Annotated in this window: 2 protein-coding genes; both read left to right on the forward strand. The window is 71.8% G+C overall.

Annotated elements, in window-relative coordinates:
* The first annotated feature begins 28 nt into the window (after positions 1–28).
* Positions 29–7855 (forward strand): amino acid adenylation domain-containing protein, encoded by a 7827-nt coding sequence (locus ABZ842_RS35375; RefSeq protein WP_361546685.1) that lies wholly within the window; start codon positions 29–31, stop codon positions 7853–7855.
* A complete protein-coding gene (locus tag ABZ842_RS35380) occupies positions 7852–16635 on the forward strand; it encodes an amino acid adenylation domain-containing protein (RefSeq protein WP_361546688.1) in 8784 nt (2927 codons plus the stop codon). The genes ABZ842_RS35375 and ABZ842_RS35380 overlap by 4 nt, the downstream gene beginning before the upstream one ends.
* The last annotated feature ends 1 nt before the right edge of the window (position 16636 follow it).

The raw sequence follows: 16636 nt of genomic DNA on the forward strand, positions 1-16636 counted from the left end.
GTTCGTGGGGCGGCGGTTGCCGGAGCATATGGTTCCGGCTGCGGTGGTGGTGTTGGAGCGGTTGCCGTTGACGGTGAACGGGAAGTTGGACCGTGCGGCGCTGCCGGCGCCGGATTACGCCCGTGCCGTTTCGCACAGGGTGCCGCGGACGCCGCAGGAAGAAGTGCTGTGCGGGCTGTTCGCCGAGGTGCTCGGCCTGCCGGCGGTCGGGATCGACGACAGCTTCTTCGACCTCGGCGGCCACTCGCTGCTGGCCACCCGTCTGACCAGTCGCGTCCGTACGGTGCTGGGCGTCGAGCTGCCGATCCGGCTGGTCTTCGAAGCACCGACCGTCGCCGGGCTGGTGCGGTACGTGGACGGAGCAGTTAGGGCGCGACCGGGCTTGACCGTCCACCCGCGGCCCGACGTGCTGCCGTTGTCGTTCGCGCAGCAGCGGCTGTGGTTCCTGCACCGGCTCGAAGGTCTTTCGGCGACGTACAACATCCCGCTGGCGCTGCGGCTGACCGGCGAGGTGGACCCGGACGCGTTGCGCGCGGCCCTGCGGGACGTGGTGATCCGGCACGAGGCCCTGCGCACCGTCTTCCCCGACGTCGACGGACAACCGCACCAGCGGGTGCTCGACCCAGATGAGATCGAGGTGGACTGGGAGCACCGCCCCACCACTGCCGACGAACTCGACGGCACCCTGACGGCAGCGGCTCGCCACGGCTTCGACCTGGCGGTCGACGTGCCGGTGCGAGGTCGGCTGTTCGTGACCGGTCCGGACGAGTCCGTACTGCTCGTACTGCTGCACCACATCGCCGGTGACGGCTGGTCGATGGGCCCGCTCGCACGGGACCTGATGGCCGCGTACGGAGCCCGTCGCCAAGGCCAGGAGCCCCAGTGGGCGGCGCTGGAGGTGCAGTACGCCGACTACACCCTCTGGCAGCGGGAGCTGCTGGGCGAAGAGGACGACCCGGGCAGCGTGTTCGCCCGCCAGATCGACTACTGGACACAGCAGTTGGCGGACCTCCCCGACAAACTGAGCCTCCCGACCGACCGGCCACGGCCGATGGCTGCCTCGTACCAGGGGGACCACCTGTACGTCCCGGTGGACGACGACCTGTACCCACAGATCACCGCACTCGCACGGCGGCTGGGCGCGACCGTGTTCATGGTGCTCCAAGCGGGCATGGCAGCGCTGCTGACGCGGCTGGGCGCCGGGACGGACATCCCGCTGGGCTCGCCGATCGCCGGCCGCACGGACGAGGCGCTGGACGATCTGGTCGGGTTCTTCGTCAACACCCTCGTGCTGCGCACCGACACCTCCGGCGATCCGTCCTTCACCGAGCTCGTCGACCGGGTCCGGGAGACCAGCCTCGCCGCCTACGCGCACCAGGACGTGCCGTTCGAGTACCTGGTGGAGCTGCTCAACCCGCAGCGCTCCGCAGCCCACCACCCGCTGTTCCAGGTGATGCTCGCCCTCCAGAACGCGGCTGAGGACCGGTTCGATGCTCCGGGGCTAAAGGTGCGCCCGCGCGGCGTGGAGACCGGAACGTCCCGGTTCGACCTGTGGGTCTCGCTCGTCAAGAGCACGGACACCGAAGGCGCCGGGGTCCTGGTCGAGTACTCGACCGACCTCTTCGACCGGGGCACGGTCGAAGGTCTGGTGGGCCGGTGGATATGGCTGCTCAAGGCGATGGCGACCGACCCCGACCAGCACATCGGCGCGGTCGAGCTCGTCACTGGCGACGAGCGGGCCCGACTGCTCGCGGACGGCACCGGCGCGACCGTGGAACTCCCGCCGGCGACGCTGCCCGAACTCATCGCCGAGCAGGTGCGGCGGAGCCCGGACGCCGTCGCCCTCGTGGCCGACCGGACCGAGCTGACCTACGCGGAGCTGGACGCTCGGGCGAGCCGGTTGGCGCACTTGCTGGTCGAGCGGGGCGTGGGTCCCGAGCGGCTGGTGGGCCTGGCGCTGCCGCGGTCGGTCGACCTGGTCGTGGCGATCCTGGCCGTGGGGAAGGCCGGCGGTGCCTATCTGCCGATCGACCCGGAGTACCCGCCGCAACAGATCGCCTTCATGCTCGAGGACGCCCGTCCGACCGTGCTGCTCGCGACCGCCCGCACGGCGTCGGCACTGCCGGCCACGCACACGCCGTTGCTCCTGGACCTGCCGGACACGGTGACGATGCTCGCGAGCAGGCCCGCACAGGAGGCGACGCGCGGCGGGCTCGTACCGCAGCACCCCGCGTACGTGATCTACACGTCGGGGTCGACCGGCCGCCCGAAGGGCGTGATGGTCTCGCACCGGGCCATCGTGAACCGGCTTCGATGGATGCAGGGCGAGTACGGCCTCCTGCCGGACGACCGGGTGGTGCAGAAGACGCCGGCCGGCTTCGACGTCTCGGTGTGGGAGTTCTTCTGGCCGTTGATCACCGGGGCGACCCTGGTCCTGGCCGAGCCCGGCGGCCACCGGGACCCCGCGTACCTGGCCGATCTGATCAGGGCCGAACGCGTCACCACCGTCCATTTCGTCCCGTCGATGCTCCGCACCTTCCTTCAAGAGCCCGGTGCGGCCGAGTGCCGCGGACTGCGGCGGGTCATCTGCAGCGGGGAAGCCCTTCCCGAGGACCTCCAGACCCGGTTCCACCAGGTGTCGGACGCCGAACTGCACAATCTGTACGGCCCCACCGAGGCCGCGGTCGACGTGACGTCCTGGGCCGGTCGACGGGACGCCGACCCCGGTCCCGTACCGATAGGGCGGCCGATCTGGAACACCTGCACGTACGTGCTGGACGCCGGACTGCGTCTGGTTCCGCCGGGTGTGGCCGGTGAACTGTACATCGCCGGTGAAGGCTTGGCGCGGGGCTACGTCAGTCGGGCCGGGCTGACGGCGGAGCGGTTCGTCGCGGATCCGTGGGGTTCGGCCGGGTCGCGGATGTATCGCACCGGGGACGTGGTGCGGTGGAGCCGGGACGGCCAACTGGAGTTCGTGGGCCGTGGCGACGAACAGGTGAAGATCCGGGGCTTTCGCGTCGAGCCCGGTGAGATCGAGGCCGTGCTGGCCCGGCACCCGCGCGTGGCCCAGGCCGTGGTGGTGGCCCGGGAGGACCAGCCCGGCGACAAACGCCTGGTGGGCTACGTCGTTCCGGCCGCGCCGGAGGAGTCCACCACCGACGCCGGGGCGCAGGTCGACGAATGGCGACACCTGTACGACTCGGTGTACTCCGGCCCGGCGGACACGGAGTTCGGCGAGGACTTCACCGGCTGGAACTCCGCCTACTCCGGCAAGCCCATCCCGCTCGACGAGATGCGGGAATGGCGTGCCGCAGCGGTCGAGCGGATCCGGGTCTTCGGACCCGAGCGGGTGCTGGAGATCGGAGTCGGGTCCGGTCTGATCCTGGCCGAACTGGCCGATGAGGTGGCGGAGTACTGGGGAACGGACGTCTCGCCCGTGGTGATCGACCGGCTCTCCGGGCAGGTCGAGCGGGTCGGGGTGGCCGCGCGCGTCGAGCTGCGCTGCCAGGCGGCCGACGACACGTCCGGGCTGCCCGTCGGGTTCTTCGACACCGTGGTGCTGAACTCCGTCGTGCAGTACTTCCCCGACGGGCGATATCTGGACCGGGTGCTGACACGCGCGATGGACCTGCTGACTCCCGGCGGCAGGATCGTCGTCGGCGACGTACGGCACGCAGGATCGCTGCGGGCGCTGTTGACCGCGGTCCACCGCGCCCGGCACCCGGAGTCCTCCCCGTCGGCGTTGCGCGCCGCGGTGGAGCGCGCAGTGCTCACGGAACGGGAGCTGGTGGTCGACCCGGAGTGGTTCACCCGCTGGGCACAGAAGCAGCCGGACGTCGCAGTGGACGTCCGGCTGAAGTCCGGCCGCGCGCACAACGAGCTGACCGGCCACCGCTACGAGGTGGCGCTGCACAAGGCCGCGGCGAACGCCGTCGCGCTGCACGACGTCCCCGAGCTGGCCTGGGGCCGCACGGACGGCACGCTGGACGAGCTGGTGAGCCGGGCCGAACCGGTGCGCGTGGTGGGCATTCCCAACGCCCGGCGGGTGAGGGACGGAGTCGACCCGGAGGCCCTTGGCCGGTGGGGAGCCCGCCACGGTCGCACCGTGATCTCCACCTGGTCGGCACGGGAGGTCGACGCGTTCGACGCCGTCGTCGTCCCCGACTCCGTCGCAGGCACGACCTACGCCGGGGTCTACAAGCCCTCGGGAGCCGACCGGCCGCTGGCGTCGCTGGTGAACCACCCGGCCGGCGCACGCGGGACCGCAGAGCTGGTCACGTCGTTGCGGGAGTACGCCCGGGACCGGCTGCCAGAGTTCATGGTCCCCGCCGCGGTGGTGCTGCTGGGCAGCGTGCCCCTGACGCTGAACGGGAAACTGGACCGGGCGGCGCTGCCCGCCCCCGACTACGGGATCCCGGTCGGCGGCCGGGCGCCGCGAACGCCGCAGGAAGAGGTCCTGTGCGCACTCTTCGCCGAGGTGCTCGGCCTGCCGGCGGTCGGAGTCGACGACAGCTTCTTCGACCTGGGCGGACACTCGCTCCTGGCGACCCGTTTGGTCAGCCGGGTGCGCACCGTGCTGGGCGTCGAGCTGCCGATCCGGGCGGTCTTCGGCGCGCCGACCGTCGCCGGACTGGCCCCCCGGGTGGTCGACGGCGCGGACGCCCGCCCCGCGCTGACGGCCCGCCTGCGGCCCGACGTGCTGCCGCTGTCGTTCGCGCAGCAGCGGCTGTGGTTCCTGCACAAGCTGGAGGGTCCTTCGGCGACGTACAACATCCCGTTGGCGCTGCGGCTGACCGGCGAGGTGGACCCGGACGCGTTGCGCGCGGCCCTGCGGGACGTGGTGATCCGGCACGAGTCCTTGCGCACCGTGTTCCCCGACGTCGACGGCGAGCCGTACCAGCAGGTGCTCGATCCTGCCGGGATCGAGCTGGGCTGGGAGGTCCGCCACCTCACCGAAGGGGCGCTGGGCGACGCCTTGGCGACAGCGGCCCGACACGGCTTCGACCTCGCCGTTGAGGTTCCGGTGCGGGGTTGGGTGTTCGTCACCGGTCCTGGCGAGTGCGTGCTGCTGGTGTTGCTGCACCACATCGCCGGTGACGGCTGGTCGATGGGGCCGCTCGCGCGTGACCTGATGACCGCGTACGGCGCCCGGCGGGACGGCCGCGCGCCTGAATGGACCGAGCTGGTGGCGCAGTACGCCGACTACACCCTCTGGCAGCGCGAGCTGCTGGGCAGCGAGTCGGATCCGGACAGCGTGTTCGCCCGGCAGATCGACTACTGGACCCGGCAACTACGCGGACTGCCAGAACAGCTGAGGCTCCCCACCGACCGGCCGCGACCCTCGGCCGCCACCTACCGGGGCGACCACCTGGACGTCCGGCTGGACGCGGACCTGCACCGGCGGATCACGGCGTTGGCGCGCCGCTTGGGCGTCACCGTGTACATGGTGCTCCAAGCGGGCATGGCCGCCCTGCTGACGCGGCTGGGCGCCGGGACGGACATCCCGCTGGGCTCGCCGATCGCCGGCCGCACGGACGAGGCGCTGGACGAACTGGTCGGGTTCTTCGTCAACACCCTCGTGCTGCGCACCGACACCTCCGGCAACCCGTCCTTCACCGAACTCGTCGAGCGGGTACGGCAGACGTGCGTGGCCGCCTACGCGCACCAGGACGTGCCGTTCGAGTACCTGGTCGAGCGGGTCAACCCGCAGCGCTCCGCCGCGCACCACCCGCTGTTCCAGGTCGCGCTGGTGTTGCAGAACGCTCCCGCGGCGGAGTTCGACCTGCCGGGGGTGCGGGCCGGCGGCGAGTCCGTCGCCATGAACGTGTCGCGAGTGGACCTCGCCATCAGCCTGGCCGAACGGCACGACGGCGCAGGCCGGCCCGACGGCATCGCCGGGATCGCGGAGTTCTCCACGGACCTGTTCGACCAGGAGACGGTGGGCGACGTGGTGGCCCGGTGGGTCCGGTTGCTGCGGGCCGTGGCGATCGACCCGGAGCAGTCCATCGAGCACGTCGAACTGCTCACCGACGACGAACGGGCCCACCTGCTCGCCACCGGAACCGGCGCACCGGTGGAGTTCGAACCGGCCACGCTGCCCCAGCTGTTCGCCGCGCAGGTGGCGTCCACTCCGGACGCGGTCGCGGTGGTCGCGGGGAACGCCGAACTGACGTACCGGGACCTGGACGTGCGGGCGAACCGGCTGGCGCACTGGCTGGTCGAGCAGGGCGTGGGGCCCGAGCAGCTGGTGGGCTTGGCGCTCCCGCGCTCCGAGGCCCTGGTCGTGGCGATCCTGGCCGTGGTCAAGGCCGGTGGCGCGTACCTGCCGATCGACCCGAACTATCCCCGGAAGCGCATGGAGTTCATGCTCGCCGACGCGTCGCCCGTCCTGGCCTTGGACACCGAGGCCCTCGCGCGGGACGTCAGCGCCTATCCGGCGACCGCGCCATCGACGGGGGCCGTGCGGACGAACAGTGCGTACGTGATGTACACCTCCGGCTCCGCAGGCGTGCCGAAGGGCGTCGCGGTGACCCATGCGGATGTCATCGGCCTGGTGCGCTCCGGACGCTTCGCGCAGGCGCACGAGCGGGTGCTGTGGCACTCGGCGCCGGTGTTCGACGCCTCGACCTACGAGTTCTGGGTGCCGCTGCTGAGCGGCGGCACGGTCGTGGTCGCTCCGGCGGGCGAGCTTGACGCCGCCGAGCTGGCCCGGCTGATCGCGGGTGGCGTCAGCGGCGTGTTCCTGACGACCGCGCTGTTCAACTTGATGGTCGACGACCACATGGATTGCTTCGCCGGCGTCCGCGAAGTGCTCACCGGCGGTGAGCTGGTGAGCGTGGCGGCCTTCGAACGGATGCGGGCGCACCACCCAGACGTTTCGCTGGTGCACGTCTACGGGCCCACGGAGACGACGACCTTCGCCACGCACCACCCCGTGACGGCCATGACGGGCCGGACCGTGCCGATCGGCGGCCCGATGGACGGCATGCGGGTGTACGTGCTGGACTCCGCGCTGCGTCCGACACCGCCCGGCGTGGCCGGCGAGTTGTACGTCGCGGGTCTGGGCCTGGCACGCGGATACGTCAGCCGAGCCGGTCTGACCGCGGAGCGGTTCGTCGCCGATCCCTGGGGCCCGGCCGGGGCACGGATGTACCGCACGGGTGACGTGGTGCGGTGGAACCGCGACGGGCGGCTGGAGTTCGTGGGCCGCGCCGACCACCAGGTCAAGATCCGCGGCTTCCGCGTCGAACCCGGCGAGGCCGAGGCCGTGCTGACTCGGCATCCCCGGGTCGCCCGGGCCGTGGTGGTACCGCGCGAGGACCGGCCCGGCGACAGACGACTCGTGGGCTACGTCGTCCCGGCGGCCGTGGACCCACCGACCCTTGACCCGGCGGCCGTGGACCCTCCGGCCCTTGACCCGGCGGAGCTGCGGGAGTTCATGGGCGATCACCTGCCCGCGTACATGCTCCCCACCGCGGTGGTGCTGCTGGACCGCTTGCCGCTGAACGTGAACGGCAAGCTGGACCGTGCCGCACTGCCGGCCCCGAACCAACTGCAACACACCCGGTACCGGGCACCGCGGACACCTCAAGAGGAAGTCCTGTGCGGATTGTTCTCCGAGGTGCTGGACGTTCCCACGGTCGGCGTCGACGACGGCTTCTTCGAACTGGGCGGGCATTCACTGCTGGCCACCCGCCTGGTCAGCCGGATCAGGACGGCGTTCGGGATCGAGATGCCCATTCGAGCGATCTTCGAGACGCCGACCGTGGCCGGATTGGCCCAGCGAACCGCCAGTTTCCCCGAGACCCGCACACCGCGATTGCGCCGGATGCCACGAGCGGGAGGTCCCGAATGATTCCGTTGTCCTTTGCGCAGCAGCGGTTGTGGTTCCTGCACAAGCTGGAAGGACCGTCCGCGACGTACAACATCGCGCTGGCGCTGCGGCTGTCCGGCGACGTCGACCTGACCGCACTGCGGTCGGCGCTGCGGGACGTGGTGGTGCGCCACGAGGCCCTGCGCACCGTCTACCCCGACACCGACGGGCGGCCGTACCAGAAGGTGATCGACCCTGACGACGCCGTGGTGAGCTGGGACGTCCAGCACCTCGGCGACGAGCCGATCGCGCAGGCCCTGGCAGCAGCGGCCGGGCACGGCTTCGACCTCGCGGCCGAGGTGCCGGTGCGAGGTTCGGTGTTCGTCACCGGTCCTGGCGAGTGCGTGCTGCTGGTGCTGTTGCACCACATCGCCGGTGACGGCTGGTCGATGGGGCCGCTCGCGCGTGACCTGATGACCGCGTACGGCGCCCGGCGGGACGGCCGTGCCCCCGAGTGGAGCGAGTTGGCGGTGCAGTACGCCGACTACACCCTCTGGCAGCGCGAGCTGCTGGGCAGCGAGTCGGATCCGGACAGCGTGTTCGCCCGGCAGATCGACTACTGGACGGAGCAACTGCGCGATCTGCCCGAACAGCTGACGCTCCCCACCGACCGACCCAGGCCCCCGGTCGCCACGTACCGGGGCGACCACCTGCTGATCACCTTCGACGCCGACCTGCACCAGCGGATCACCGACCTCGCCCAGCGGTCGGGCGCCACGGTCTTCATGGTGCTGCACGCGGGGATGGCGGCGCTGTTGACCCGGCTGGGCGCGGGCACGGACGTCCCGCTCGGCTCTGGGGTCGCCGGCCGTACCGACGAGGCGCTGGACGACCTGGTCGGGTTCTTCGTCAACAGCCTCGTGCTGCGGACGGACACTTCGGGGGACCCGTCCTTCACCGACCTGGTCGAGCGGGTGCGGGAGACCAGCTTCGCGGCCTACGCCCACCAGGACGTGCCCTTCGAGTCCCTGGTCGAGGCGATCAACCCGCAGCGGTCGGCCGCACACCACCCGCTGTTCCAGGTGATGCTCGCCCTGCAGAACGCTCCGGCGGGCGAGTTCGAGCTGCCCGGCCTGACCGTGCGCTCGGAGTTCATCGGCACCGGCAGCTCACGGTTCGACCTGTTCTTCAGCCTGGCGGAGTCACACGCCGAGGACCGCTCCTGCCGCGGCATCAAGGGGATGGTGGAGTTCTCCACCGACCTGTTCGACCGGGCCACCGTGGACGGCCTGGTGGCCCGCTGGCTGCGGCTGCTGCGAACGGCGGTCGCCGACCCCGAGCTGCGCATCGGTCGGATCGAGCTCCTCACCGACGAGGAACGGGCCCGGCAACTCGCCCTCGGCACCGGCGCGGCCCTGGACATGGCGCCGTCGATGACGCTGCCCGGACTGTTCGCCCAGCAGGTGGCGCGGACCCCGGATGCCGTTGCCCTGGTCAACGGGCGGACCGAGCTGACCTACGCGGAGCTGGACGCTCGGGCGAGCCGGCTGGCGCACTGGCTGGTCGAGCAGGGCGTGGGGCCCGAGCAGCTGGTGGGCCTGGCGCTCCCGCGCTCCGAGGACCTGGTCGTGGCGATCCTGGCCGTGGTCAAGGCCGGTGGCGCGTACCTGCCGATCGACCCGGACTACCCGGCGCACCGGCTCGACTTCATCACGGCGGATGCCTCGCCCGTGCTGGTGGTGGACGCGCAGACGCTGACGGGCGACTTCGACGGATACCCCGCGAGCGCCCCCGTGATCGAGGTGACGGGCGCCCACACGGCCTACGTGATGTACACGTCCGGCTCCACCGGCGTGCCCAAGGGCGTGGTGGTCAGCCACGCCGACGTGGTCGCTCTGACCCGGGACCGGCACTTCGCCCGGGGGCACGAGCGCGTTCTGCTGCACTCGTCACCCCTGTTCGACGCGTCGACCTACGAACTCTGGGTCCCGCTGCTCGGCGGCGGCACGCTCGTCGTCGCTGCGGCGAGCGACGCGGACATCGACGCCCTGGTCGAGACCGTCGTCGAGCAGCGGATCACCGGGCTGTGGCTGACCGCCGGCGTCCTCGCCGTCGTGGCCGAGCGGCACGCCGCGGCGCTGTCGGGCGTACGGCAGCTGTGGGCCGGTGGCGACGTCGTTCCGCCCGCGGCGGTCGAGAAGGTGCTGACGGCCAGTCCGGAGACCGTCGTGGTGAACGGTTACGGCCCGACCGAGACCACGACGTTCGCCTGCCGCTGCCCGGTCGACCGGGATCGCAACCTGCACGGGACCGGTTCCGGGGTGCCGATCGGCGGCCCTCTCGACGGCATGCGGGCGTACGTGCTGGACCCCGGCCTGCACCTGGTGCCGCCCGGTGTCGCGGGCGAGCTGTACGTCGCCGGGCGGGGCGTGGCGCGCGGGTACCTGGGCCGGTTCGGGCTCACCACGGAGCGGTTCGTCGCCGACCCATGGGGCCCGGCCGGCTCCCGCATGTACCGCACCGGGGACGTCGCGAGGTGGAACGGCGAGGGACGGCTGGAGTTCGTCGGGCGCGCCGACGAGCAGGTCAAGATCCGAGGCTTCCGCGTCGAACCCGGCGAAGTGGAAGCGGTGCTGACCCGACACGCGCGCGTGGCCCAGGCCGCGGTGGTGACCCGCGAGGACAGGCCCGGCGACAAACACCTGGTGGGCTATGTGGTTCCGGCCGCCGCGGACTCCTCGACCGCGGATTCGGGGGAGCAGGTCGAGGAGTGGCGGCGGCTCTACGACTCGCTGTACTCCGGTTCGGACTCGGTGGCCTTCGGCGAGGACTTCAGAGGCTGGAACTCGACCGACACCGGAAGGCCGATTCCGGCTGCGGAGATGCGGGAGTGGCGGGACGCGATCGTGGCGCGGGTGCTGTCCTTGCGGCCCCGGCACGTGCTGGAGATCGGCGTGGGCTCGGGTCTGCTGCTGTCCCGGTTGGCGCCGGACTGCGTGGCCTACTGGGGCACCGACTTCTCGCCGGTCGTCGTTGAGCGGCTGGCGGGTCAGGTGGAGCGGGCCGGGCTGTCCGACCGTGTCGAACTGCGGACCCGTCCGGCACACGATCTCGACGGCCTTCCGACCGGGTTCTTCGACACGGTCGTACTGAACTCGGTGGTGCAGTACTTCCCCGACGGCGACTACCTGGACCGGGTGCTGGAGCGGCTCTGGGACCTGGTGGTCCCCGGTGGCCGGATCATCGTGGGCGACGTGCGCCACGCCGGTTCGCTGCGGCCCCTGTGGACCGCGGTGCAACGGGCCCGGCATCCGGAGGCAGCCGCTTCGGCGGTGCGCGCCGCGGTGGAGCGCGCGGTGCTGACGGAACGGGAGCTGGTGATCGACCCGGAGTGGTTCACCCGCTGGGCGCGGGGGCGCGACCGCTCGGGAGTCGACATCCGGCTCAAGCCCGGTCGGGCGCACAACGAGCTGACGCGATACCGCTACGAGGTGGTGTTGCACAAGGCCGCGGCGGACACGATCGCCCTCGACTGCGTGACCCGGATCGTGTGGGGCCGCGAGATCGACACCGTGGACGAGCTGGCGGGCCGCGACGAACCGGTGCGGGTGACGGGCATGCCCAACGCCCGAGTCGCCGCCGAGGCCTCGGCCCGGGAAGACCAGCAGGAGACGGTCGACCCCGACGCACTGGCGCGATGGGGAGCCCGGCACGGCTACACGGTGGTGCCGACCTGGTCACCGCAGGGCGTGAACACCTTCGACGCCGTGCTCATCCCGTCGGACCGGTCAGACGGCGGGACACTGACCGGCGTGTACCTCCCACCGGGGACCACCGGCCGGCGGTTGATCAACGACCCGGCCGGGACACGCGGTTCCGGAGAGCTGGTCGGGGCGCTGCGCGCGTTCGTTCGGGAGCGCCTGCCGGAGTTCATGGTGCCGGCCGCGGTGGTGCTGCTGGGGCGGCTGCCGCTCACGGCGAACGGCAAACTGGACCGGGCGGCCCTGCCGGCTCCGGCCTACGTGCGCTCCTCCCGGTACCGGGCACCGCGCACGCCGCAGGAAGAAGTGCTGTGCGGGCTGTTCGCCGAGGTGCTCGGCCTGCCCGAGGCCGGGGTCGACGACGGCTTCTTCGACCTGGGCGGCCACTCGCTGCTGGCCACGCGCCTGGCCAGCCGGGTCCGCAGGGTACTGGGCGTGGAACTGCCGATCCGCCAGGTCTTCGCAACACCGACGGTCGCCGGCCTCGCCGACTACGTGGACGGCGCGGCGGGCGGCGCCGTCCGGCCGGCGCTGGCAGCCCGCACCCGGCCCGAGAACCTGCCGCTGTCGTTCGCACAGCAGCGGCTGTGGTTCCTGCACAAACTGGAAGGGCCGTCGGCGACGTACAACATGCCCCTGGGCCTGAGGCTCTCCGGTGACGTCGACCTGGAGGCGCTACGGGCGGCACTGCACGACGTGGTCGTCCGCCACGAGGCCCTGCGCACCGTCTTCCCGGACGTGGACGGACACCCACGGCAGCAGGTGATCGACGCCGACGCGCTCGACGTGGGCTGGCAGGTCCGGCAGGTCACCGACGACACGCTCGGCGACGCCCTGTCGACGGCGGCCGGACACGCCTTCGCGCTGGACGCCGAGCTGCCGGTGCGGGCCTGGGTGTTCGTGACCGGACCCACCGAATGCGTCCTGCTGGTGCTGTTGCACCACATCGCGGCCGACGGCTGGTCGCTCGGCCCCCTGGCGCGGGACCTGATGACCGCGTACGGCGCCCGACGCCAGGACGCAGCGCCGCAGTGGCCGGCGCTCGCGGCACAGTACGCCGACTACACACTCTGGCAGCGGGAGTTGCTGGGCGAAGAGGACGACCCGGGCAGCGTGTTCGCACGGCAGATCACCTACTGGACCGAGCAGCTGACCGGTCTGCCCGAGCACCTCGGCCTGCCGACCGACCGACCGAGGCCCGCCGTGGCGTCGTACCGCGGCGGCCACCTCCACGTCGAGCTCGACGCTGCACTGCACCAGCAGCTCACCGACCTGGCCCACCGACTGGGCGCCACCGTGTTCATGGTGCTGCACGCCGGGATGGCGGCATTGCTGACGCGGCTGGGCGCGGGCACCGACATCCCGCTCGGCTCGCCGATCGCCGGCCGGACCGACGACGCCCTGGGCGATCTGGTCGGGTTCTTCGTCAACACCCTCGTGCTGCGCACCGACACCTCCGGCGATCCGTCCTTCACCGAGCTCGTCGACCGGGTCCGGGAGACCAGCCTCGCCGCCTACGCGCACCAGGACGTGCCGTTCGAGTACCTGGTGGAGCTGCTCAACCCGCAGCGCTCCGCAGCCCACCACCCGCTGTTCCAGGTGATGCTCGCCCTGCACAACGTTCCCGCGGCCGAGTTCGACCTGCCGGACGCGCGCGTCAGCGGCGAACCCGTCACGATGGACGTGTCCCGGGTGGACCTCGCGCTCAGCCTGGCCGAACGGCACGACGCCGCCGGCCGGCCCGACGGCATCACGGGAATGGCCGAGTACTCGGCGGACCTGTTCGACCAGGACACGGTGGACGTCCTGGTGGCCCGGTGGACACGGTTGCTGCGTGCCGTGGCCGTCGCCCCGGACCGACGCATCAGCCAGGTCGGCCTCCTCACCGACGGCGAACGAACCCGGCTGCTCGCGGCGGGCACCGGCACGACCGTTGACGTGCCGGCCACGACCCTTCCGGACCTGTTCGCCGCGCAGGCGGCGCGCACCCCGGACGCCGTGGCCGTGGTGGCGGGCCGGGACGCACTCTCCTACCGGGACCTGGACGCCCGAGCCAACCGGTTGGCCCACTGGCTGATCGAGCAGGGCGTCACCGCGGAGAAGTTGGTGGGACTGGCCCTCGGGCGCTCGATCGAGCTGGCGGTCGCGGTGGTGGCCGTCAGCAAGGCCGGTGGCGCGTACCTGCCGATCGACCCGGACTACCCGGCGCATCGGCTGGAGTTCATGCTGGCGGACGCGTCACCGGTGCTGGTGGTCGACGCGGAGGTGCTGGCACGGGACTTCCGCGCGCATCCCGACACCGCTCCCGCAATCGACGTCCAGCCGCACAACGCCATGTGCGTGATGTACACGTCGGGCTCCACCGGCGTCCCCAAAGGGGTCGTCCTGGACCACGCCGACGCGGTCGCCATGGCGGCGGACCGGTGCTGGACCTGGGGACACGAGCGCGTGCTGTGGCACTCGCCGCCCGTGTACGACGCCCTGACGTACGAACTGTGGGTGCCGCTGCTGAGCGGCGGCACGGTCGTCGTCGCCCCCACCGGTGACTCCGACCTCGACGCACTGGTCGACGTGATCACGGGTCAGCACGTGACCGCGCTGTGGCTGACTGCCGGTGTCTTCTCGGTCGTGGCGGAACACCACGCCTCAGCGCTGGCACGGGTGCGGCAGGTGTGGACCGGCGGCGACGTCGTCTCGCCCGCCGCCGTCGAGCAGGTGCTGGCGGCCGACCCGGACGTGCTCGTGGTCAACGGCTACGGCCCGACCGAAGCGACGACGTTCGCCACGCACCACCCAGTCGAGGCCGTGACGGCCGGCCGGACCGTACCGATCGGCGGCCCCGTGGACAACATGCGGACCTACGTACTGGACGCCGGTCTGAGCCTGGTGCCCGCCGGCGTCGTGGGGGAGCTGTACGTCGCGGGGCGGGGCGTGGCGCGCGGCTACCTGGGACGCGCCGGGCTGACCTCAGAGCGGTTCGTCGCTGACCCGTACGGCCCTGGCGGAGCACGGATGTACCGCACGGGCGACGTGGTGCGGTGGGACCACGACGGCCGGCTGGAGTTCGTCGGCCGGGTCGACGCACAGGTCAAGATGCGAGGCTTCCGCGTCGAGCCCGGCGAAATCGAGGCCGTGCTGCTGCAACATCCGGCCGTGGCCCAAGTGGCCGTTCTGGCCCGCGAGGACCGCCCGGGCGACAAACGCCTCGTGAGCTACGTCGTACCCGCCGGCGAACAGCCACCGCCGCCCGCCGACCGGCTGCGCGAGTTCGTGGGGCAGCGGCTGCCGGAGTACATGATCCCGGCCGCGGTCGTGTTGCTGGACCGGTTGCCGTTGACCGTGAACGGCAAGCTGGACCGCGCCGCGCTGCCTGCGCCGCACTACGGGGCTCCGGCCGGCGGCCGGGCGCCCCACACGCCACAGGAGGAGGTGCTGTGCGGGCTGTTCGCCGAGGTCCTCGGAGCGTCCGTGGTCGGCGTCGACGACAACTTCTTCGACCTCGGCGGACACTCGTTGCTGGCCACGCGCCTGACCAGCCGGATCCGTACCGTGCTGGGTGTGGAGCTGCCGATCCGGGCGGTGTTCGAGGCGCCGACCGTCGCCGGAGTGGCCCACCGGGTGCTCGATGCCGCGGATTCCCGGCCCGCACTGGCGGCACGTGCGCGGCCGGAGGTGCTGCCGCTGTCGTTCGCGCAGCGGCGGCTGTGGTTCCTGCACAAGCTGGAGGGTCCTTCGGCGACGTACAACATCCCGCTGGCGCTGCGACTGACCGGCGACGTGGACCAGGGCGCGCTGCGCGAGGCGTTGCGCGACGTCGTCGGCCGGCACGAGGCCCTGCGCACGGTCTTCCCGGAAGCCGACGGGCAGCCGCATCAGCGGGTGGTCGACCCGGACGCGGCCGACGTGCCGTGGGAGGTCCGTGACGTTTCCCCTGACGAGCTCGAAGCGGCGGTGGAGGCAGCGGCCAGGCACGCCTTCGACCTGGCCGCGGAACTGCCGGTACGCGCGTGGGTCTTCCGGACCGGCCGGGCCGAGTGCGTGCTGTTGGTGCTGCTGCACCACATCGCGGGCGACGGCTGGTCGATCGGGCCGCTCGCCCGGGACGTGATGACCGCCTACGGCGCCCGGCGGCGGGGCACCGCCCCGAAGCGGCCGGACCTGGCCGTGCAGTACGCCGACTACACCCTCTGGCAACGGGAGCTGCTCGGCAGCGAGGACGACCCGGACAGCGTGCTGACTCGCCAGGTCGCCTACTGGACGCACCGGCTGGCGGGACTGCCGGACCAGGTGAGCCTGCCCACGGACCGGCCGCGTCCCGCGGTCGCGTCCTACCGGGGGGACCATCTGCACTTCGAGCTGGATCCGGAACTGCACCATCGGATCGCCGCCCTCGCGCACCGGCTGGGCGCGACGGTGTTCATGGTGTTGCAGGCGGGCATGGCGGCGTTGCTGACCCGGCTGGGCGCGGGCACGGACGTCCCGCTCGGCTCTGGGGTCGCAGGCCGCACAGACGAGGCCCTGGACGACCTGGTCGGGTTCTTCGTCAACACCCTCGTGCTGCGGGCCGACACGTCCGGCGACCCGTCCTTCACCGACCTGGTCGAACAGCTGCGGGAGACCAGCCTCGCCGCCTACGCGCACCAGGACGTGCCGTTCGAGCATCTGGTGGAACTGCTCAATCCACAACGCTCCGCAGCCCACCACCCGCTGTTCCAGGTCGCCCTGGTTCTCCAGAGCACGCATTCGGCCGAGCTCGACCTGCCCGGCCTGAAGGTGCAGTGGGAGTTCGTCAGCACCGGCACCGCCCGCTTCGACCTCTTCTTCAGCCTGGGCGAGCGGCGTGACCACACCGGAGGGCCCAACGGCGTCGCCGGGATGCTGGAGTACTCCGCCGACATCTTCGACCGGGACACGGTGGACGACCTGGTCGACCGGTGGACGCGGCTGCTACGCGCCGTGGCGACCGACCCCGACCTGCGGATCGGCCAGGTCGACCTGCTCACCGAGGACGAACGCAATCGACTACTGGACTGGGGCACGGCCGAGGAGGTCTCACGTTGAC

This window comes from Streptomyces sp. NPDC047315, assembly GCF_040643215.1.
GTDB lineage: Bacteria > Actinomycetota > Actinomycetes > Streptomycetales > Streptomycetaceae > Streptomyces.

Excerpts from the sequence above, each read along its gene's own strand:
- ABZ842_RS35375 (WP_361546685.1), top strand. The coding sequence starts at position 29 with ATGGTTCCGGCTGCGGTGGTGGTGTTGGAGCGGTTGCCGTTGACGGTG.
- ABZ842_RS35380 (WP_361546688.1), top strand. The coding sequence starts at position 7,852 with ATGATTCCGTTGTCCTTTGCGCAGCAGCGGTTGTGGTTCCTGCACAAG.